This is a genomic window from Pseudomonas bananamidigenes (assembly GCF_001679645.1).
Taxonomy (GTDB): Bacteria; Pseudomonadota; Gammaproteobacteria; order Pseudomonadales; family Pseudomonadaceae; genus Aquipseudomonas; species Aquipseudomonas bananamidigenes.
In genome coordinates, this window is the sequence record NZ_LRUN01000008.1 from 25,242 (window position 1) to 44,969 (window position 19,728).

The 19,728-nt window shown below is 58.6% G+C and carries 19 protein-coding genes, 1 tRNA gene and 1 pseudogene; 11 read left to right on the plus strand and 10 right to left on the minus strand.

The window, feature by feature from the left end:
• Window positions 1-215: 215 nt before the first annotated feature.
• From BBF94_RS03820 to BBF94_RS28105, 11 genes are all read left to right on the plus strand, one after another.
• A complete protein-coding gene (locus tag BBF94_RS03820) occupies window positions 216-989 on the plus strand; it encodes an ABC transporter ATP-binding protein (protein ID WP_065257721.1) in 774 nt (257 codons plus the stop codon).
• Window positions 990-1,002: 13 nt separating this feature from the next.
• Window positions 1,003-1,752 (plus strand): ABC transporter substrate-binding protein, encoded by a 750-nt coding sequence (locus tag BBF94_RS03825; protein WP_065257722.1) that lies wholly within the window; start codon window positions 1,003-1,005, stop codon window positions 1,750-1,752.
• 78 nt (window positions 1,753-1,830) lie between these two features.
• Window positions 1,831-2,526, plus strand: coding sequence for an ABC transporter permease (locus tag BBF94_RS03830; RefSeq protein ID WP_065257723.1), 696 nt, complete (start codon window positions 1,831-1,833; stop codon window positions 2,524-2,526).
• Window positions 2,523-3,212, plus strand: coding sequence for an ABC transporter permease (locus tag BBF94_RS03835; RefSeq protein ID WP_065257724.1), 690 nt, complete (start codon window positions 2,523-2,525; stop codon window positions 3,210-3,212). The genes BBF94_RS03830 and BBF94_RS03835 overlap by 4 nt, the downstream gene beginning before the upstream one ends.
• Entirely contained in the window at window positions 3,193-4,428 is a 1,236-nt protein-coding gene (locus tag BBF94_RS03840; RefSeq protein WP_065257725.1) for a methyltransferase, read from the plus strand. The genes BBF94_RS03835 and BBF94_RS03840 overlap by 20 nt, the downstream gene beginning before the upstream one ends.
• Before the next feature lie 344 nt (window positions 4,429-4,772).
• Window positions 4,773-5,588 (plus strand): FkbM family methyltransferase, encoded by an 816-nt coding sequence (locus BBF94_RS03845; RefSeq protein WP_065257726.1) that lies wholly within the window; start codon window positions 4,773-4,775, stop codon window positions 5,586-5,588.
• 75 nt (window positions 5,589-5,663) lie between these two features.
• A tRNA-Thr gene (locus BBF94_RS03850) sits at window positions 5,664-5,739 on the plus strand.
• Between the two features lie 596 nt (window positions 5,740-6,335).
• Entirely contained in the window at window positions 6,336-6,740 is a 405-nt protein-coding gene (locus BBF94_RS03855) for a hypothetical protein (protein WP_065257727.1), read from the plus strand.
• 47 nt (window positions 6,741-6,787) lie between these two features.
• Window positions 6,788-7,210: a response regulator gene (locus BBF94_RS03860; RefSeq protein WP_065257728.1), complete on the plus strand. Its 423-nt coding sequence runs from the start codon at window positions 6,788-6,790 to the stop codon at window positions 7,208-7,210.
• Window positions 7,211-7,971: 761 nt separating this feature from the next.
• A complete protein-coding gene (locus BBF94_RS03865; protein WP_065257729.1) occupies window positions 7,972-9,003 on the plus strand; it encodes a hypothetical protein in 1,032 nt (343 codons plus the stop codon).
• A 419-nt stretch (window positions 9,004-9,422) separates the two neighbouring features.
• Window positions 9,423-10,217, plus strand: coding sequence for a hypothetical protein (locus BBF94_RS28105; protein ID WP_225875037.1), 795 nt, complete (start codon window positions 9,423-9,425; stop codon window positions 10,215-10,217).
• Window positions 10,218-10,221: 4 nt separating this feature from the next.
• On the opposite strand, the gene BBF94_RS03870 is transcribed toward BBF94_RS28105, so the two are convergent.
• From BBF94_RS03870 to BBF94_RS03915, 10 genes and pseudogenes are all read right to left on the minus strand, one after another.
• Window positions 10,222-11,193 (minus strand): hypothetical protein, encoded by a 972-nt coding sequence (locus BBF94_RS03870; RefSeq protein ID WP_065257730.1) that lies wholly within the window; start codon window positions 11,191-11,193, stop codon window positions 10,222-10,224.
• On the minus strand, window positions 11,166-11,870 hold the full coding sequence (locus BBF94_RS03875) for a hypothetical protein (RefSeq protein ID WP_065257731.1): 705 nt from the start codon (window positions 11,868-11,870) through the stop codon (window positions 11,166-11,168). Before BBF94_RS03875 ends, BBF94_RS03870 begins: the two co-directional genes overlap by 28 nt.
• Window positions 11,867-12,418: a baseplate complex protein gene (locus BBF94_RS03880; protein ID WP_065257732.1), complete on the minus strand. Its 552-nt coding sequence runs from the start codon at window positions 12,416-12,418 to the stop codon at window positions 11,867-11,869. The genes BBF94_RS03875 and BBF94_RS03880 overlap by 4 nt, the downstream gene beginning before the upstream one ends.
• Window positions 12,415-13,337, minus strand: a pseudogene (locus tag BBF94_RS03885) (hypothetical protein). Before BBF94_RS03885 ends, BBF94_RS03880 begins: the two are co-directional and overlap by 4 nt.
• Window positions 13,334-14,041, minus strand: coding sequence for a DUF4376 domain-containing protein (locus tag BBF94_RS03890; RefSeq protein ID WP_065257733.1), 708 nt, complete (start codon window positions 14,039-14,041; stop codon window positions 13,334-13,336). The pseudogene BBF94_RS03885 and the gene BBF94_RS03890 overlap by 4 nt, the downstream one beginning before the upstream one ends.
• 8 nt (window positions 14,042-14,049) lie before the next feature.
• Window positions 14,050-15,729 (minus strand): phage tail-collar fiber domain-containing protein, encoded by a 1,680-nt coding sequence (locus tag BBF94_RS03895; RefSeq protein WP_065257734.1) that lies wholly within the window; start codon window positions 15,727-15,729, stop codon window positions 14,050-14,052.
• 9 nt (window positions 15,730-15,738) lie between these two features.
• Window positions 15,739-16,263, minus strand: coding sequence for a phage tail protein (locus BBF94_RS03900; RefSeq protein WP_065257735.1), 525 nt, complete (start codon window positions 16,261-16,263; stop codon window positions 15,739-15,741).
• Window positions 16,260-17,432 (minus strand): baseplate J/gp47 family protein, encoded by a 1,173-nt coding sequence (locus tag BBF94_RS03905; protein WP_065257736.1) that lies wholly within the window; start codon window positions 17,430-17,432, stop codon window positions 16,260-16,262. Before BBF94_RS03905 ends, BBF94_RS03900 begins: the two co-directional genes overlap by 4 nt.
• On the minus strand, window positions 17,429-17,746 hold the full coding sequence (locus BBF94_RS03910; protein WP_065257737.1) for a DUF2590 family protein: 318 nt from the start codon (window positions 17,744-17,746) through the stop codon (window positions 17,429-17,431). Before BBF94_RS03910 ends, BBF94_RS03905 begins: the two co-directional genes overlap by 4 nt.
• The gene (locus tag BBF94_RS03915; protein ID WP_065257738.1) at window positions 17,743-19,728 is read right to left on the minus strand and encodes a phage tail tape measure protein; all 1,986 of its coding nucleotides are present in this window, start codon (window positions 19,726-19,728) and stop codon (window positions 17,743-17,745) included. The genes BBF94_RS03910 and BBF94_RS03915 overlap by 4 nt, the downstream gene beginning before the upstream one ends.

Consider the following 19,728-nt stretch of genomic DNA (forward strand, 5'->3'; position numbering starts at 1 on the left):
CCTTTTTTTACGCGACACCCACGGGTATCAACGTTCAAACACCCGTTCGGTTGTTGACGGGGCGACAGTCTGCTGCGCCGATGCGACAACCTGCCACACGCCATCCGTTTACCGCCCGTAGCGCTGTTGGCTGCCATTGAAACGCTATGCTAGCTTGGCCGCCTCGCCAGGAAGGCCACCCGACAGCTGGAGCGCAACATATATGAGGAACGTACATGGCTGAGGCCACGCCCGCGCTTGAAATCCGCAACCTGCATAAACGCTATGGACAGCTGGAGGTGCTCAAAGGCATCTCGCTGACCGCCCGCGACGGCGATGTGATCTCGATCCTCGGTTCCTCCGGTTCCGGCAAGTCCACGTTCCTGCGCTGCATCAACCTCTTGGAAAACCCGCATCAGGGCCAGATTCTGGTCGCCGGCGAAGAACTCAAGCTCAAGGCCGCCAAGAACGGCGAACTGGTTGCCGCCGATGGCAAGCAGATCAACCGCCTGCGCTCCGAGATTGGTTTTGTGTTTCAAAACTTTAATCTGTGGCCGCACATGAGCGTGCTCGACAACATCATCGAAGCCCCACGCCGCGTGCTGGGCCAGAGCAAGGCCGAAGCCATCGAAGTCGCCGAGGCCCTGCTGGCCAAGGTCGGCATCGCCGACAAGCGCCACGCCTATCCGGCCGAGCTGTCGGGCGGCCAGCAACAGCGTGCGGCGATTGCCCGCACACTGGCGATGCAGCCCAAGGTGATCCTGTTCGACGAGCCCACCTCCGCCCTTGACCCGGAAATGGTCCAGGAAGTACTTAATGTCATCCGCGCATTGGCCGAAGAAGGCCGCACCATGCTGCTCGTGACCCACGAAATGGGGTTTGCCCGTCAGGTATCCAGTGAAGTGGTGTTCCTCCACCAGGGCCTGGTCGAAGAGCAAGGATCGCCACAGCAGGTGTTCGAAAACCCGCTTTCGGCGCGCTGCAAACAATTCATGTCCAGCAACCGCTAACGGAGCTACCCGCATGCAGAACTACAAAAAGGTCTTCCTGGCCGCCGCCGTCTCCCTGGCGTTCAGCGCCGGTGCCATGGCCGAGACCCTGAAGATGGGCATCGAGGCGGCGTACCCGCCGTTCAACAATAAAGATGCCAGCGGCCAGGTTGTCGGGTTCGACAAAGACATCGGCGACGCCCTGTGCGCCAAGATGAAAGTCGAATGCAGTGTCGTGACCTCCGATTGGGACGGCATCATCCCGGCCCTGAACGCCAAGAAGTTCGACTTCCTGATTTCCTCGCTGTCGATCACCGACGAGCGCAAGGGCGCGGTGGACTTCACCGACCCGTACTACTCGAACAAACTGCAGTTCATCGCGCCGAAAAACGTCGACTTCAAGACCGACAAGGATGCCCTCAAGGGCAAGATCATCGGTACGCAACGCGCGACCCTGGCCGGCACCTGGCTTGAAGACACTTACGGTAGCGATATCGAAGTCAAACTGTATGACACCCAGGAAAACGCCTACCTGGACCTGACCTCCGGTCGCGTCGATGCCATCCTCGCCGACAAGTACGCCAACTATGACTGGCTGAAAACCGACGCCGGCAAGAACTACGAGTTCAAGGGCGACCCGGTCGTGGAAAGCGACAAGATCGGCATCGCCGTACGCAAGGGTGACCCGCTGCGCGAGAAGCTGAATGCCGCATTGAAGGAAATCGTCGCCGACGGTACCTACAAGAAAATCAACGACAAGTATTTCCCGTTCAGCATCTACTGATCCTGACGTGCGGGACCTGCGCCGTGATCCGACGGCGCGGGCTCCCGGCCTTGCCTGCCGCGATTTGAAAAGAAATCCATGATTATCGACCTCTACGGATTCGGCCCGGCGCTCGCCGCCGGCGCGCTGATGACCGTCAAACTGGCACTCACGGCTCTATGCCTCGGGCTGGTGCTCGGCCTGCTCGGCGCCCTGGCCAAGACTTCCCCGTACAAGCCGCTGCAATGGCTTGGCGGCACGTATTCGACCCTGGTACGCGGCGTCCCGGAATTGCTCTGGGTACTGTTGATCTACTTCGGTACGGTCAATGCCATGCGCGCGCTCGGAGAGTTCTTCGGCAACCCCGAACTGGAACTCAGCGCCTTCGCCGCCGGCGTCATCGCGCTGGGCCTGTGCTTCGGCGCCTATGCCACGGAAGTGTTCCGTGGCGCGATCCTCGCCATTCCCAAGGGGCATCGTGAGGCCGGCGTGGCCCTGGGCCTGTCGAAATGGCGGATCTTCACCAGGCTGATCATGCCGCAGATGTGGCGCATCGCCCTGCCCGGTCTGGGTAACCTGTTCATGATCCTGATGAAGGACACCGCGCTGGTGTCGGTCATCGGCCTGGAAGAAATCATGCGTCACGCGCAGATCGGCGTGACCGTCTCCAAACAGCCGTTCACTTTTTACATGGTCGCCGCCCTCATGTACCTGTGCCTGACGGTGCTGGCGATGACCGGCATGCACTTGCTGGAAAAACGCGCCGCACGTGGTTTCGCGAGGAGCGCTCAATGAACTGGGAAGTGATCATCAAGTGGCTGCCCAAGCTGGCTCAAGGCGCGACCCTGACCCTGGAACTGGTGGCCATCGCCGTCATCGCCGGTCTGCTGCTGGCTATCCCGCTGGGCATCGCTCGTTCTTCGAAGCTGTGGTATGTGCGTGCGTTGCCCTATGCCTACATCTTCTTTTTCCGTGGTACGCCGCTGCTGGTTCAGCTGTTCCTGGTCTATTACGGCCTGGCACAGTTCGACGCGGTGCGTAACAGCTCGTTGTGGCCGTACCTGCGCGATCCGTTCTGGTGCGCGACCGCGACCATGACCCTGCACACCGCCGCCTATATTGCCGAGATCCTGCGTGGCGCGATCCAGGCGATTCCGCCGGGTGAAATCGAAGCGGCGCGAGCGTTGGGCATGTCCCGACCGAAAGCGCTGTTCTACATCATCCTGCCGAGAGCTGCGCGCATCGGCCTGCCGGCCTACAGCAACGAAGTAATCCTGATGCTCAAGGCCAGCGCCCTGGCCAGCACGGTGACGCTGCTGGAGCTGACCGGCATGGCCCGCACGATCATTGCCCGCACTTACCTGCCGGTGGAGATCTTCTTCGCGGCCGGCTTGTTCTACCTGGTGATGTCCTACGTGCTGGTTCGCGCTTTCAAACTGCTGGAACGCTGGCTGCGCGTCGATGCATGCCAGGGACGCTGACGCTTCTTACGTGCTGACGGGTGAGGCCTTACTCACCCGCTTCACGGCACTGGATACATTTCTCACAGCGCATCAGGCGCTGTGGAAACCCCGTCCGTTCACTCATCTGCATTTGCCTTGGGAAACGTCCTGTCCGGAGCTGGCTTCGTGGCTACGTGGACGCTCGCTGGAGGATGCGGAAAACGCCCACAACAACCCTGCCGGACTCTTGAGTGCGCCGGAGCCGTTTGCTTCACTGGCGGCGTTGTCGCTTGAACTGAGTGCGGTGGGTGAGTTGCCCGCACATTCACTGGAAGCCGCCGGCCATCGCCTGAATGTCGATGTACCGGGGCGCAAATGGCAGCAGATCGAGGCTTTCGCCAGCCGCCTGTCGTTTGCCTCGCAACCGAAGCACTGGCTGGATTGGTGTTCGGGCAAAGGCCATCTGGGGCGACGACTGCTCGGCGCCGGCCAGCAACTCACTTGTCTGGAATATGACCCGGCGCTGGTCGCCAGCGGGCAGGCGCTGAGTCAGCGTCATCGCCTGCAGGCGCGGCATGTCGAGCAGGATGTGCTTGCGGCGGACACGGCTTTAGTACTGAACAGCGAACACACGCCCATCGCCTTGCACGCTTGCGGTGACTTGCATGTGCGGCTGATGCAACTGGCCAGCGCCGCCGGCTGCAAACAATTGGCCATCGCACCCTGTTGCTATAACCGGATCAGTCGCACGGAATATCAGCCGTTGTCCTGCGCCGGTTCGCGATCAACCCTGCAGCTTGCGCTGGAAGATCTATCGCTGCCGATGAGCGAAACCGTCACCGCCGGTGCCCGCGTCCGACGCCAGCGTGACACTTCAATGGCCCGCCGGCTGGCTTTCGATCTGTTGCAACGGCAAGTGCGCGGCATCGACGAATACCTGCCGACACCTTCCCTGCCGAGTGCATGGCTGGAAAAACCGTTCGCCGACTTCTGCCGCGACCTGGCGGCGCTGAAAGAGTTATCCACAATCGGCGAGCAGGATTGGTCAGCGCTGGAAATCGCCGGTTGGAATAGATTGGCCGAAGTTCGCAACCTGGAATTGCTGCGCGGATTGTTCCGACGACCACTGGAGCTTTGGCTGAATCTTGATCGGGCACTTTTTCTCACCGAGCAGGGATACGTCGTACGCCTCGGCACCTTCTGCGAGGCACCGCTCACACCGCGTAATTTCCTGCTGCTGGCCGAACGCGCTTGATTCTTTACAGCCTGTGGATAACTCTGTTGATGGATTTCTCATGGATCCAATATCCACGGCAGTTTCAAGCCATCAGCTGCGCTGGTCATTTTTTGTTCACATAAATAAAGAACCGGTAAAACAGGGATTTGCGATTCAAATGAGAACCCGTCCACAAAATCCAGCCTTAGCCGGCCTGCTTACGAGCCCGTTGTGCATAAGCCTCCAAGCAAAAGGACATAACCGCCGAATCGCGGACGCAGGGAACGGAAAATTGCACCAGCCTTCCACCCTTGCTATACAGGCTCACACCGTGCCGGCGGGGCACGGAATAACAAAAAGAAACCGATCGACAGGGAGCGACCGTGACGTTCATCTCTTATGCACAGAATTTCGAAGATATCCGCCTGTGGCGCGCCCTCAAGTGCTTTGAGAACGGCTTCTACATCGACGTCGGCGCCAACGACCCGACACACGATTCGGTCACCAAGGCGTTCTACGATCACGGCTGGAGCGGCATCAACGTCGAGCCGATGCAGAACTACCACGACGCCCTGCGCCAGCAACGTCCCCGCGACACGACTCTGCAATGCGTGGCCAGCGACCGTCCGGGCGAAATGACGTTCTATGGCATCCCCGGTACAGGCCTTTCGACCGCCGACCCGGTCGTCGCTCGGGAACGCAAAGAGCTCGGCATGGACGTAAGAAGCCTAACCGTCAGCGCTCGCACGCTGACCTCGATCTGCGAGGAGCACGCCGGCGACCGCCCCATCCACTTCTTGAAAATCGACGTTGAAGGTCACGAAGAAACCGTGCTGCGCGGTATGGACTTCAGCCGCTTCCGCCCATGGATCATCCTCATCGAAACCCCTTGGCAGCGTGACCACACCTGGGAACACCTGGTGACCGACGCCGGCTACACCAACGTTCTGTTCGACGGCCTCAACAGCTTCTTCCTCGCCAGCGAGCACATGGATCTCAAAGCCGCATTTGACCTGCCACCGTGCAACCTCGACAACTTCCAGCTGTGCAAAGGTCACAACCTCGCGCACCCGGTAGAGTCTGAACTGGAGGCCGCCCTGCAACGCGCCGAAGAAGCCGAAGCCCGACTGCGCGCCATGCAAAACAGCCGAGCCTGGCGAGCTGTGCAAAAGCTGCGCAACGTCCTGCGCCGAGCCTGATCGACGCCCGCACAAAAATAGTCAGAATTCAGGGGTTTACAGAACCAGCCCAGTCGCTATAATCGTCGCCCACACGCCGGTATAGCTCAGATGGTAGAGCAACTGACTTGTAATCAGTAGGTCCCGGGTTCGATTCCTGGTGCCGGCACCATACAAAACAAGGGCTTGCAGCGATGCAGGCCCTTTGTTTTTGCGCTGCACGTAACAAGCCACGTAACAAGCGTCCTGATCGATTCCCTACGCGGATCTTTCGAGTGCGCGCAGCCAGGCATACAGAGGGTCTTCGCCTCACACATTCAGCGAGTCCAGTGCCCGGCCGTTTCTGAAGGTCGCGCCTAAAATGTGTGACCCCGCAAAAAAAGAGTAATAAAAGTGATATGCCTTCCGAAAATTCGCTGCAAGCCACGTCCTGTAAGGCTCTCAGCGGTTTTCTAAAAAGGTGATATTTAAGTGATACAGAAGTAATCGTATTACTCTTTTATAAGGTGATATTTCAAAATCACCAAACCCAATGAAGCCGGGGGTTTGGCCGATATATCACTTTTCATATCACTTCATATTACTTTTCCATGTGATATCGGAACCCCAGTAAAACCGGGGCGTCCAGCGCGTTTTTCCCGCCGTATTACCTTTATTACTCTTTTTGAACAGCCCTCCCCATTCCTGAGAGCAAATCTCATCTACAGACGTACTCCTGTGCGCCGTTTAGACTCGCGTCTTGCTATCTCAAAATGCCGGGAATTCCATATGAATCGCCTCACCAAAGAGCCAGCCCTACCAAAGATCGATGTAGTGAAGGAAGGCCGTTACTGGCGGCTTGACTGGGATTATCAGGAAGCACCCGAAAGCAAGGTGTTACTCACCAAAAGAGAGTTTCTAGACGGGTACGTTTGCGGCCTGCTTGACTCAGTAGGAGTTTCAGCAGGTGGAATCTGCCGCCCCTCAGCTCGCGCAGGGACAGTCAAGAAATTGAGCGAAGAAACGGCTCAGCACCTGAGCAAGTTACTCACAGACTTGCTGCACTCGCACGTCAAAGCAGAACACCGTCGCCTGCTGAATGCAGCGGAAGTCGAGTACATGATGAGCGGGGGCAAAATGGAAGGCGGTACAGATCAAAAAATCGGTATGACCCGCGAACGACAAACGTCCTAAACTGTCCTTTCGAAACAGTGAAATTCTGACGATTAAGGAAGCGCCTGGTGAATGTGAATTGGGAGGGTTTGCTGCCGATCGAGGGGCTGGTCATCGTTGTTGAAGATGACCCTACCCTTCGCGGGCTTATGGCAGACATCTTGGCCGATATCGCCACCAACGTTATAGAGTTTGGGACAGCGGACGACGCGCTGACCTACCTACTCGAGCACCGAGGGGAATGCTCCCTCGCAATAGTTGATCACGGGTTGCCTGGGCAAATTCAAGGCGCGGAGTTTATCGAGCTAGCCAAGACCCGTTGGCCCGCGATCGCCACAATCCTGACGTCGGGATATTTGATCGAACCAGCAACCGTGCCATTGGGGACTATTTATCTTCACAAGCCATGGTCGATGGACGACTTTGTGAACTCCGTAAGTGCCCTACTGCAGCCTGGTCATGGATCGACATGCACGACCGCGGAATCGTAGGTTCAACCGTGAGTAACTATCAGATCGTTGCCCTTGCCATCGCGATGACCATCACGTGGGTCGCATTAGTCGCTTGGATTATGTCGTGGTATTGGTAGCTGAAAGGTTGTGAAAAACCCGACTTGGTCTTAAACCCTTAGCGCCCTTGGACTGACGCCTGATTCTCACCGTCGAACACTGAGTTCGCACACCCTTCAAATTCAATGCGTAAAGAATTTGAAAATTGCTCAAGCGGCTATTTTTCTGACCGTCCCCCTTACAGTCCGGGGTCTTCAGGATCGCCTACCCATCCCGCTCACCTCGCCAGGGTTTGCAACTCAGCTTCATTTTTTTTCAAAAGTTTGCATCGCGTGCAAACAACACCCGCCCCCACAGCCCCCAGCCGGCTTGTCCTGCAGGCTCGTTTGCACCGCTTCAGGTTTTGCACAAAAAAATGACGCAAGGCCCGTCGGCGGGAGGGGGATAAGTGCTTTTTCCCGAAGCTTTTTAGGTAGACGCGATCTTTTGCCTTCCTGAGAACAGTTGGAAGGATTAAACAATCGGCGTGCCTCTTTCACATATGCCATTCCGCTCAAGTCCCTACAGAATCGTGCAAAAGCGTGTTGATTCGTGTTGTGTCGACTGGTCGGGTTGAGCCAGAATGCCCCACACGAGCGATGGACCGCCTTTGGTATCCAGTAAGGTTAAAAGCCTTCAACCAGTGCCGGACGCGTCGCGTAACTCAAGTGAGCGTTGAGCTTCAAATAGGCAGGAGAGACTGGGTGCTGAGCGATGCAGATAGCAGGCTTTCGGTTGTCATTTTTGAACTGATCAAAAAGGCAACAAACCAGCAAGTCGTCAAAGAGTTCCTTAAGGGAAAGGGCGTTGCCACGTCTGGAAACTGGGACGAGCTGTACGAAAAACGCATTTTGCCAGCCCTCAGACAGAATATTTTCACTATTACTGATCTTAGGGCGCTCTTGCAGACGGTCGAGGAGTATGGCCGTCAGCACACATTTTTATACCAATGTGCACCTGAACGCGCGCAAGGGTTGATCAACCCAGCAAGGGTACGGGCAATTGCGCGCGAAGAAAATCTGGAAGCTCTTCTGGATACTCCGCTCGATATCGACTTTCCGGATAACCCAACAATAGTTGATATCCGAATTTTTCAACCCGACCCAAATTTAATCCCGGTTAGTCTAACTATTAAAATCATCGAAAAACGCATCACTAAAGTTTTCGACTCCGAAGTAATAGACCACGCGGCCGGGATAATTACAAAAAAATACAACTTCACTGAAAAACGTGCAGTTAATATTGCAACATTGAACCATGAAGGGCTTTTAGAGCTTCGCATCGCTTCACAAGACAACTCAACCAAGTACACAAACTTGGTAAGAGACATGTTGATGAGAATACGCAAATTCATCCCTATCGATGGATTTGGAACAACTTCTCTAGGTGCAGCGAAGGATAAAATACTAAAAGATAGAGTTGCCCTAGCCCAAGAGTTTCGTTACAGCAACTCCACAGCTGTAAATGATTTAGGCGCGGTGCTGCAGATTTCGTCTTCCTCTCAAGACGATAACCTTTCGTCTGATAACGGCTCGATGGCAGCTATTGATAGCTTTTTAGCCGGTGATGGTCATGTGACGGGAGCGAACGTTTACGCTAAAATACCAGGTACGGACCCGCAGCGTGAGATTCACTTGTTGTTGGGTGGTGATATCAACGAGTTCGCAGTCCCAGGTGCATGCTCCGCAGGAGACTATTCTTATGTACGCGGAAAAGTTATCTCCCTTAATACGTAGTTTTCCGCAGGATGCGGAAGCTCTACGTAGGATGGAGAAATTCTTGTGCGACTTCGAAGATCGGAGAGCTGAAGACTTGCCGAGAATGCGACTTAATCCGTCACGCATGTTCGATATATTACAGGCTGGAAGTACCTCTCGGTTATCGAGGATAATTACCATCCTAATAGAAGGAAAAGTCTTCCGTCGTCAGGTCTTGGTGCGGTTCCCCTCGGGATCAGGCTTAACGTTCGCTTCCTATTCAGAGCTTCCCCCTGTTGTTCGAGACCCTGTGCAAGACATCGAAGTTCAGGTTACAGAAGAAAATGTCGAACCATCTTATATTTTGGTGACCAATGAGGCCGGCTGAAGTATTTGAGCGGTTTAATTCGACTTGGAACGACACTCTGCCTCACGCGAGACTCAGGCAAATACAATTAATGAAGGAACAACTTCCAAAGGAGCATTGGGAGTTGGTAGATAGCATGTTGGATGCAAAGCTATCAGGAATACAAGATAACCCTCAAGCCACTGTCGTATTCCTTATTCACGGAATACAGACGGATGGTGCTTGGCATAATCTCGTTGAAAAAGAACTAAGCTCATTACCACACACCAACGTTGAAGGGCTCGGCTACAATTTCGTTTCCGGACTTCAATTAGCATCCCCGGTTCGCAGCACACCCATACAGAAAATAGCCCAATCTATTCGCGAAGCAAAGTCTTTAGAGCCTAATGCCCAGTTCATGGTTATTGCGCACAGCTTCGGCAGCTATATACTAAGCCGCATCTTAGCCACGCAAACCGATATCAGCTTTAAAAGAATAATACTTTGCGGCTGCATTGTTCCTACCTCTTATCCTTGGGGCCTATATACTAAAGAGATGGAAAAGCGCTCTATAATCAACGACGTAGGAACTCGTGACTTCTATCCAGTTCTTGCCACTTTCTCCAGCTTTGGCTATGGAAGCTCTGGCAGAAAAGGATTTCAAGTACCACTTGTAAAAGACAGATACTTTGATTATGGGCATAGCGATTTTTTTGAGCCACAAAACAATCATGTCGCACAATACTGGAAACCCTTTATTGCTAATGGCGATATTGTAGAATCGGCTTGGGATCAGAAAAAACCGAAACTAACAAATACTATAAACATGCTGACTCATCCATGGATTGGACGTTCAATTTTTTATGCCGCGATAGTTGGCGCGCTACTTGCCTATTACCTGTGGTAAGTCCTTATAGAGTTAGGGATTTTATTAAAGAAGAAAGGGTGGCCACCTTCACAGCATCCGCGGCGAATATCGCTGCTGTGGTCGGTGGTGGGCTGGCACCATGGACATGACTGGCGACTTCGCTGGCCAACTGTTCAAGCAAATCAAGGGTGTCACCCAAAACCTTCAACACGTTGACGGTTTCCGACCCCAACCAAGTTTTGGGAGCCTGCAGACGCTGATTCACTCCGGCCAAGCTTTTGCGTAACCCTTGGATGTTTTCCTGCATATCCCCACCCACAGTAGCGTTGAGCTTTTGCCCTACAACCAAATTCAGATCCCGCCCGGTCGCCTGGTGCAGATCGTCCACCGCCGCCAGGCTCGCGGAACCACCTGACAGCAGCTTGAGCGCGCCCAGCGCCTCGATCGTCTTCACACCGCCCACAGACTCGGTTGAGTGGTCATCGACCGCCCGCGTGTGGCTCTGGAACTGCTCGCGGTTGTCCAGGGCTTCAACCTCACGCTCGATCGCGTGATCCCGGATCTTGCCATCGGTTTGGCGTAGCCAGTTGCCGTCCGCGTCGACACGCTGCTGCGCTGTGCCACTGTGCTGCCACACCTGGTCGCCTTTCGGCACCTTCGGCATGCTCAGACCGTGGGGCAAGATCGACTGAATGTAGGGCTTGTTCGGCAGGCCGTAGGCAAAACACACCACGACGCGGGTGCCTTCCTCCGGAAAGGCGTAAATGCCCATGTCCTCGCCACCGGTGGGCAGTGGCAGCGGGACGCCGGTCAGCGGCGGCATTGCCGGATCTGGCTCGTCGTCGGCGCCCAGGACTTCAATGTCGACCGCGTAGCGCGGGCGGAAGTCGTCGCAGATCCCGGCATCCGCCGGGGCGTCGGCCACGGCAGTGACCCGCGCGAAGCGCGGCAGGTGATAGCCGCCGGTGAGTTCGGGAAATTGGCGCTCTACTGCGCGGCGGATTGCGTCTTCCATCGGATGGCCATCTGGTCATTGGCGAGTGCCACACTGGTGACACGTTCGCCGGCGTTGATCGTTGCACCCGGTCGAAGGCCAGGAAGGGCCGCGACCATTGCGCTCTGGTTGCCCTGGTAGCCGTCGAACAGCTCCGTGGGGATCTGCAGCGCCGCCCGGGCGCCGAAAAAACTGTCGGCCCAGCTGCCGGCGAACACTTCGCCGTTGCCCAGCTGGTGCCAGGTGAAGTCGGGAATACTGAACACGCGGGCCAGGCTGTCCATGGCCTGGTATCCGGCAGCAAGGCTGTAGAAGTACGGTGCCTTCACGCCGGCGTAAGGCCGATCGGGAACGCGAAAGCGTAGGCCCGTCTGCTCGCTGATGGCAGCCAGCACGGCGCGCAGATCGACGTGACGCAGGTTCAGCGGCAGCGGGTTGGCCAGCACAGCAGCCAGTTCACGGCAGAACAGCACCTGCTCTTTGGCATTGGCGGCGGTGCAACGCTCGACGTAGCCGATGAAGTGGCGCTGCAGCGTGCGGTCGTTGTAACCGATATCCAGCGTCACCAACCCTTTCAGCGGCTCGGCAGACTGCACGGTGAAGTTCGCCCGACCTGGACTGGTGGCGTCCAGCCGAACGTCTTCCTTGACCAGGCGAACAGGCGCGCCATTGATCGACAGAACCTTGTGCAGCTTCACTTCTGCTCACTCCCGCCCAGCCACTTGTCCACACGGCCCAGCACCTTTTCAAAGCCGCTAAGCGCGGGGTTGTCGCTGGTTGGGTCGCCGCCGGTACCGGCATCGCCCACGGAGCTACCCGGCGCGCCCTGGGCGTCGACTTTGTTGCCGGCCCGGCGACCCTCGACCTTTTCCGGGTTCGACTCGCGCTCGCTCAGCGTGAACTGCACCAGCCAGGCTTTCAGGTTGTCGGCTTCCCGAGCGCTGACGCCTTCGGAAAACTCCACCTGGCGCACGCCGAACGCCTCGGCGGTGTCGTTCACGACGCGATAAAGATGCAGTTCGCCGCCGCTCGCCGTGGCTTCGGCCAGACGCATCAAGTCAGTCAACTGCACCCGATCAGCAAACGGGATCATCAGCGAGACGGCCAACGTTTTGGGCTTAAAACCCTTGTGCGCCTTGTCGGTGTTGCTGGTCTGCCCCGACATGTCGCCGCTTTCGATGCGTAGATTGCCGGTGACTTTGAGGTTCTTTCCCTGGACTTTTTGTCCATCGAGCAACAGCGTCATAGGCCCACCAGTTCCCGTACAAAACTCAACCCCTCTTGCGCGCCCACCAGCAGCAGGCCGGCGCATTGCACCCACTCATGCCCAGGGGCATCGCCGCTCAGCAGTTCCTGGCGCAGCTCGCTGGAGTTGCCGGGGCCAATCAGGCGCGCCCGTATGCTGACGTCGGGGTTGCCCCCGGCCAGCAGGCTTTTCAGTTCAGCCAATTGCTGATCCCGCCCCTGCTGCTGTGCCGCCTTGCGAGCGGCCAGCGCCGCCAGATCGCCCAGCGGCGAACTGTCGGCGGCGTAGCCCTCCAGCACGGCCAATTGGCCGGCCATCGATTGCTTGGCAGCCTTGACCACCGTGCAGCGCTCCAGGGGCAGTCCTTGCCAGCGCGGCAACGCACGGCGCCGGGGATCTCCCACTTTTCAGTCTCTAGGTTCATCAGGTGCTGGGCGCGCCGCTCGGTTCGCACCAGGTCGCCGATCGGCAACAATGCGTTGAAGCGCGACAGGCCGCTGGCCAGCTGCTCCAGGCGCGTCCCCAGGAACAGAATCGACAGGGCATATTGCGGCCCGACCGGACGGCCCGCGTCGGTGGCGTCCTCCAGTTTTTTGGCCAGATGTTCCAGCACGTTCGGCGCCGACAGGTAGCGCTGATAGCCCTTGCCCTGGCCAATGCCGCTCTGGAACGGCGTGACCACCAGGCACGACGGTACCTGGCCCAACTGTTCTGCCAGCGCAGTGCGTCCGGCTTCAATGGCGCCTTTCGCGGCATCACCGACCGGCCCCGGATTGGTGTTGGCCAAGCCGCTCAAACCGGCCAGCCGTTGCGCGGTGCTGGCCAGCTCGCCAGTGGCCAGATCCTTGGCGGCGGACAGCCCGCCCATCCACTGCGTGGCCTGCTCCGGCCAGCGCATCGTCACCGGTGACCAGGTCATGCTGGCGGCGTCCATTTGATGGCGTCCATCGCTTTGCTGTCTTGCTCGTTGAACGCTTTGGCCAGCGTTTGGCGCAAGTTTTCTGCGTGCAATTGCGCCGCCTGTTTGAAACGGAAAAGGTCTTGGCCAACATCGCGCAATTGTTCGGTGGTGTGGGTTCTGAAAGCCTTGTGCTGCTCCATGTCGGTGCAGGCGATATCGGCGGGCAGACCCGAGAGAATGGAACCGGTCAAATTGATCTGATCGACCAGTGTGCTGTCGTAATGAAACGGCCAGCCCAACGCCTGAGAAACGAAGCCCGATTCGGTATACAGGGCGCAGGCCTGGTGAATTTCCTGCTTTTTCTGCTCATGTAGCGCGGCCAGTATCGCGGCGGTGTCGTCGACCCAGTGGTCGTTTTTCCAGACTTGAAGCGGCTTTGGCTGCTTGAGCGTGTAACCGCTGGGCATTGGCGCGAAGCCATCGAGCATCAACGGTTCCCCGGTCTTGATGTTGTACGCGGTCACGCCCTGGAAAAAATCCAGCAGCTGCCACTTTCCATCGACCCAGCACGCGGCCTTGTGCTCCGGTTCTTCCGGCGGCGGGATTTCCACACAGCCTGCAGGGATCAGAAAAACGTCGGGTTCCAGTTGGCAGGCCTCGGCCTCGGTCGTGCCGACATAACGACCGAAAGAGTTGGTTTGATAGACGATTTTTCGGTTCATATGAGCGCTCAGTATTTGATGCAGACGAGAAATGCGACGTTGTCCGGACGGGATTCATTGCCCCCGTCTGCGCCGACCGTGACACCGTGGACGTGGTCGCCGGCGGCATAGATGTTCAGGCCGTGGGTGTGGACACCGTCACCATTGATGCCGACGGCGTGGGTGTGCGCAGCGTGGGAGCTTCCGAACTCTCGCCAGAAGGCTCCCCCGGAGCTGGAACCCATCACCGACCCGGCTTGGTTGCCGCCGACGTTGATGCCTTGGTTGCCCATCAGAATTTGGGTGTTTCCCTCGCCCGCGCCTGCCGTCCAGGCCGAGTGCCCGTGCCAACCGGCGGCATCGATATGTCCGCCGTGACCGTGTGCACCGGCTCCGGCAGTGGACGCCGCGTGAGTGTGCGAGCGGTTCTGGTTGGCTTGTTCACTGCCCAACGCCCGGCCAGCGTCCACAGTGCCGCCGTCGCTCCAGGCTCGAATGAACTTGCCGCGCATATCGCGCACGTTGAAGGTGTTGACGCCGTCGCCGGCGCCGTAGCGGGTGCCGATCACGGCGAAGAGCTTCGCGTAGGTCGTTCGGGAAATAGCAGCGCCGTTGCACTTCAGCCAACCCGGTGGCGCGCTGGTCATATCGAACGCGGCGACCATCCCCGTCATCGAGTCGCCGACTTGTTGCTGCAGCTTGTTCAGCGCGGCGGTCGAGGCAATGATTTGGCTGCTGTTGGTGGTCGGGTCGTCGCTGATTGCGTTAGGGACGTTGCTCAGTCCGACATCTTCTTTCTTTGTGCCTCGGGCGCGCAGGCGCGGGTAGTCGCCGTTTCTGGCCGCAAGGTAGGTAATCAGCGAAGCGTCGATTGGCTCGGCCACGCGCCTGTCCAGCGCAATGGAAGCGTTGGGTATCTCGGCGAGGGGAACGCAGTAGTGGCCAACGCCGGCGCTGTCGGTGTAATCGGTACGATCGGCTCCGAACACGATGGTGTAGCTGGCCACAACGTCGTTGAGTTCACGCTTCAGTGCGACATCAAGCCAGGCCACTGTGGGGTAGCTCGGCGGTTCGATCTTCAACGGGGTTGACCGCACGACACGAATCCCCGCGATATAGGCGCCGCCTGGGTTCATCTGGAACGAGTCGTTAACCCAATCAATTTTGAAGCCGGCGCCAAAGAAGCACGCCCGGCCATAGACATCACCATTGATCTGTCGCTGACGTTCGTCGATGCCCGCCAGGCGCACAGTGAAGTCATGCTGCCAGGTGCTGGCATCGATCTTTACGCCAGTCAGCGCCTGGGCACCGTCGAAGGCCACCAGAAAGTTGCGGGTGACGTTGTTGCCGATCTGCAGCGGCGGGATGTTTTTGCGTTTCTGCTGCAACGGCACATAGGAAACCGCGAACAGCAGGCCGTCCGCGTCCTCAAGGCCGATCCAGTTGAAATCCCAGTCGCCAATATCCGAACCGATTTGGGCGCTGTACACGACCTGGTTGGGATTCACGAACCCCGCGTTTTCCTTGGGGATGTCGTGAACGTGGACGATCTGTCCCACCGGAGGTTTGCCGGCAGCGCGATCCACGGGCGCTTCGGTGGCCAGACCGGGCACGTTGGCGAAAATGAATTTCGTAATGACCAGGGGCTTTTTCTGGCTTTGTTTCAGGGCAATTTGGCCTTCTCCGGCCAACGTAATACTGGCGCTCACAATGCGCTCCTACAGGCTGGCGACCAGCGTTTGCTGGTCGTCGTTGAAGTCGATCAGGCCCACTTGCAGGCCCACAGGGGTGATGGTCACGAAGTCATAGCGCCGACACGTCCGACCGTATTGCTGGATCAACACGCGCAGCAGCTCCGGGTTCAGCGACAGTTGCGCGTTGCTGAACTTCAACAACACGACGTCCCAGTCCCGGTCGGGCTGGCGTTCCTCGATCTCCACGTAACCGACGCCCAGGCGCTCGAAAATGCGTTTCATGCCGGCGGTGCTGCCGGCGTCGATCGAGTTGATGAAGGCGTATTTCACGCGCAACCGGAACAGGCTTTCCGGCTCGCCGGCGAAGCGTGTTACGTCACGCTGCCAGGCCCAAAGCTCAAGGATGCTCAGGTGGCACGTATCGGGATCGATCTGTGAATAGGGCCAGCGCAGCCACCCGGAGACGGTTTCCCACCAGGACTGTGCAGCGGCCAACAACTTGGCCAGCTCGGTGCCGCCCAGCCAGAAAGGCAATTTGAGCTTGGTCATTGCGCCGTCACCTTCAACTGACCCAGGCGCGGAATGTTCAGACCGCTGATGATGTCCTGACCCGGCAGAAAGCGCAGGGAAGCGATATCGGCGAACTGCTGGTGGAGTTCTTCACTCAGGCGGCTATAGCTGAATCGCGACTGTGGATAAGTCAGCGTCGGCTGGTAGTCGGTCGCTGTGCTTTCCCGGAACGCCGCCCGCACGAACAGCTCGACCTCTTTCACCAGGGCGCTGATTCGCTCCGCGCTCAAGTTGGGCTTGGGCCACAGCCACAGCGTCACGGTCGCCGGGACTTCGGGCATGACCATAGCCAGCAGATCGTCACCATGGCCGTGATTGCCCTGGTCGCGAATGTGCGCGTTGATTTGCTCCAGGTATGTCGCCGCCGGCACGCCGGCATCAAACAGAATGTAGGCATTGGCGCTGCCCGGCCCACGGGGTGCGCCATGTTCGAAGTACACGCCATCCGGACGCACGCCCGGGAAGGCGGAAATCATGGCGCGATACACCGCGTCGGTGTGCCACTGGTTAACCGCCGAGAACTGGTTACGCACGCGCAGGCGCAACTGGTCGTTGGGTTCCGGATCTGCACCTGGTGAAGCCAGCCAACCGTCTTTGTTCACCACCTGGACAATGCCAGGGATCGGCACCGGCAGGATCGCGTAGTAACCCGGGGCCAGGTTAAAACCGCTGCCCGCCTCGATCGCCTCGACCGGAACGTCCAGCTGGAGCTGGCCCTGCTGGAACGTCGCCGGCGCCGTGGTGACCAGTTGATAAACGTTGCCGTTGATCGCGGCAGACTGCACCACAATGCCCTTTTCCAGATGCAGCACGCCGTCCGGAACGGCCCGGGTGAACAGCAGTTTCCCCTGGGCCTTGGTCGCGCCTTTACGCTCGACGTTGACCGCCCATGCCAGCGTATCCAGCCAGGCGTCGACCGCTGTTTTCACAAAGAAGTTGGGCAGCACGGTCAGGCACAGGAAATCCAGCAGCCACAGAACCGGCTTGGTCACCAGCGCAGTCATCACCCGCCAGAACGGCGAATAGCTGCTGGTGTTGGCCACCTTCGCGCCCTGGGCTTCAACCTCCTTTTCCCACTCGGCCTTCAATGCCGCCTCAGTGGTCGGGATGCCGGCATCGGCGATCACCTTCTTAAAATCGATGCTCACAGGCTGACCTCAATCGATCCGAATTTGATGGTTTTGGCAGTGACCAGGTACACGCCCGGCGCCTGCTCCGTGATGCGTGCCGTCCCCGGCACCAGACGCACGTCGTCCTCCACCAGCAGCTCCATCTGCTGAATGCAGTCGCGTTGGCGCAGGCGATCGCGCTCGGCCACCAGCGTCACCAGCAGCCCGCTGTCGCGGATCATGTGGGCGATGTCCTGGGCAATGCAGGCGCGGTCGTCGACCAGCAGCGGCTGGTGCGACGGATCCAGTGCCAGGTCGTTGCCAACGATCAGCAGATCCACGTACTCGCTCATCCGCCCACCGCCATGGCGACCATGTTTTCCATCTCCAGCGGCGTCATCTGCTTGCTGGTGTTGATGGTCACGTTTTCCACATGCGTGCCTTTGTTCTGGCTGCTGTTGTTGTTCTGAATGCTGGTCAACAGACCACCCGGCGGCACTGCAGACGGACGCGCCGGCGACAGGTTGGGGATTGCCGCGTTGATGGTCTGTTGGGCTTTCTGCGCAGCGTTGGCGGTGTCGGAAGCGCTGGCAGCGGCGTCGACGCCTGGCACCTCGGGCAAACCGCCGAAGCGCGCTTCGATGTTCACGCCGGGGATGCTGTTCAGCAGCTCGATCACGCCGTTAACGGCCTTGGTGAAAATACCGACGATGCTGTCCCACGCGGCCTTGGCCATGCCTGACCATCCGCCCATTGAGTTGAACCAGTCGGACAGCTTCTGGAACGTCTCGGCAACGGCTTGGAACGCGGCGGTATTCATCAGGGCCGTCGTCCATTCGTCCCAGTAGTAGACGGCTGCAGCGATCGCGGCGACCAGGGCAACGATGCCGACCACGATCCACACCACCGGGTTGGCCATCAGCGCCGCGTTGACCAACCAGATCGCGCCCTGCCACAGCATCATGGCGCCGCGAATCAGCGCCAGGCCGGCGCTCAGCGTGTAGATCACTGCGACGTAAGCCAGGATGGCCAGCTTCTGCAGGATGAACACCGCGACGGTGCGCAGGCCCATCAGTTGGAAGACTTTCCAGACGGTCAGCATCCCCAGCCAGGTCATGCGGGCAATGCCCACCACCATGGTCAGGGCCGACATCGCGGCGACGATGCCCATGATCGACAGCGCAGTGATGCCGACCACGCGGGTGATGTTCGGAAACAGCTGCGACCAGCGCACCAGGGTTTTACCGATGTCCACCATCTTGGTCATGAACGGCGACAGCACCGGGATCAGCACCTGGCCAAACACGGTTCGCATGACCTCGACCAGGGACGCCCATTGCTGCCAGGGATCAACCATCGCCCGGGCCATCTGCTCGGCGTTTTCCAGCCCGCGCACTTTGCCCAGTTGCTCGATGCCGTTGCGCAGCCGATCGGTGTCCTTGGCCAGCGCGCCGATCACCTGGGCGCCTTCGCCGCCGAAGGCCTCCATCAGCTTGGCGCCGGCGGAGGCGCTGGTCAGGTCGCCGAACTTGCCCTGGAGCTTGTCCAGGATGGACATCATCGGCAGCACCTTGCCCTGCTGGTCGGTGAACTTCATCCCGAGCTTTTCCGAGGCGGCGCCGATGTTCTCGAAAAACGCCTTGTAGCGTCCGCCGGCGTCGCCGCCCTCCATGGTGCTGCTCAGCGTTCCGATCACCGCCATCTGTTCAGCCAGATCGACGCCGGATGTCGTGGCGATCGCCCCGGCCTCCTTGAAGGCGTCTTTCATGGCCGCGCCGCTGGTGCGGAACAGCTGCACCGCCAGCGCCGTCTGGCCGCCGAGTTTTTCCACCCACGCGCCCTTCCCCATCGCATCGGCTTGGGACTTCTGCAGGTTGTAGAGCGTGCCGACGTATTCGCCCATGGTTTCGGCGTCGGTCTTGGTGGCCTTGGCCAGCAGGTTGCTGGTGTTGGTAAACGTCGCCAGCTGGTTGCCGGCAAGGCCCTTGATGGCGCCTTCAATGAGGTACGCGGACGCCACAAAGTCCTTGGCGTTCTCGCCGTAGTTCACCGCGAACTCCAGCGATTTGCTGTTCAGCGCCGCCAGCGCGTCTTCGGCCACGCCCAGCGAGCGAACGTCGCCCAGGGCGCGATTGACTTCCAGCGCCGGTTCCATGGATTCGCGGATGGCGACCACGCCTGCAGTCAGACCGCCCAAGCCCAGGCCGATCGTCTTAATGTGCTTCTCGCTTTGATCGGAAAGCTCGGCAAAGCCCATTTTCACCTTGCCCAGGGGCGCGGTGACCTTATCGGTCAGGCTCAGAATGAAAGCCAGGCTGGCGCTACGGTCTGCCAA

Bases quoted from the DNA above. Each gene is read 5' to 3' on its own strand.
- BBF94_RS03820 (WP_065257721.1), top strand. From the start codon at position 216: ATGGCTGAGGCCACGCCCGCGCTTGAAATCCGCAACCTGCATAAACGC.
- BBF94_RS03825 (WP_065257722.1), top strand. From the start codon at position 1,003: ATGCAGAACTACAAAAAGGTCTTCCTGGCCGCCGCCGTCTCCCTGGCG.
- BBF94_RS03830 (WP_065257723.1), top strand. From the start codon at position 1,831: ATGATTATCGACCTCTACGGATTCGGCCCGGCGCTCGCCGCCGGCGCG.
- BBF94_RS03835 (WP_065257724.1), top strand. From the start codon at position 2,523: ATGAACTGGGAAGTGATCATCAAGTGGCTGCCCAAGCTGGCTCAAGGC.
- BBF94_RS03840 (WP_065257725.1), top strand. From the start codon at position 3,193: ATGCATGCCAGGGACGCTGACGCTTCTTACGTGCTGACGGGTGAGGCC.
- BBF94_RS03855 (WP_065257727.1), top strand. From the start codon at position 6,336: ATGAATCGCCTCACCAAAGAGCCAGCCCTACCAAAGATCGATGTAGTG.
- BBF94_RS28105 (WP_225875037.1), top strand. From the start codon at position 9,423: ATGAAGGAACAACTTCCAAAGGAGCATTGGGAGTTGGTAGATAGCATG.
- BBF94_RS03870 (WP_065257730.1), bottom strand. From the start codon at position 11,193: ATGGAAGACGCAATCCGCCGCGCAGTAGAGCGCCAATTTCCCGAACTC.
- BBF94_RS03880 (WP_065257732.1), bottom strand. From the start codon at position 12,418: ATGACGCTGTTGCTCGATGGACAAAAAGTCCAGGGAAAGAACCTCAAA.
- BBF94_RS03890 (WP_065257733.1), bottom strand. From the start codon at position 14,041: ATGAACCGAAAAATCGTCTATCAAACCAACTCTTTCGGTCGTTATGTC.
- BBF94_RS03900 (WP_065257735.1), bottom strand. From the start codon at position 16,263: ATGACCAAGCTCAAATTGCCTTTCTGGCTGGGCGGCACCGAGCTGGCC.
- BBF94_RS03910 (WP_065257737.1), bottom strand. From the start codon at position 17,746: ATGAGCGAGTACGTGGATCTGCTGATCGTTGGCAACGACCTGGCACTG.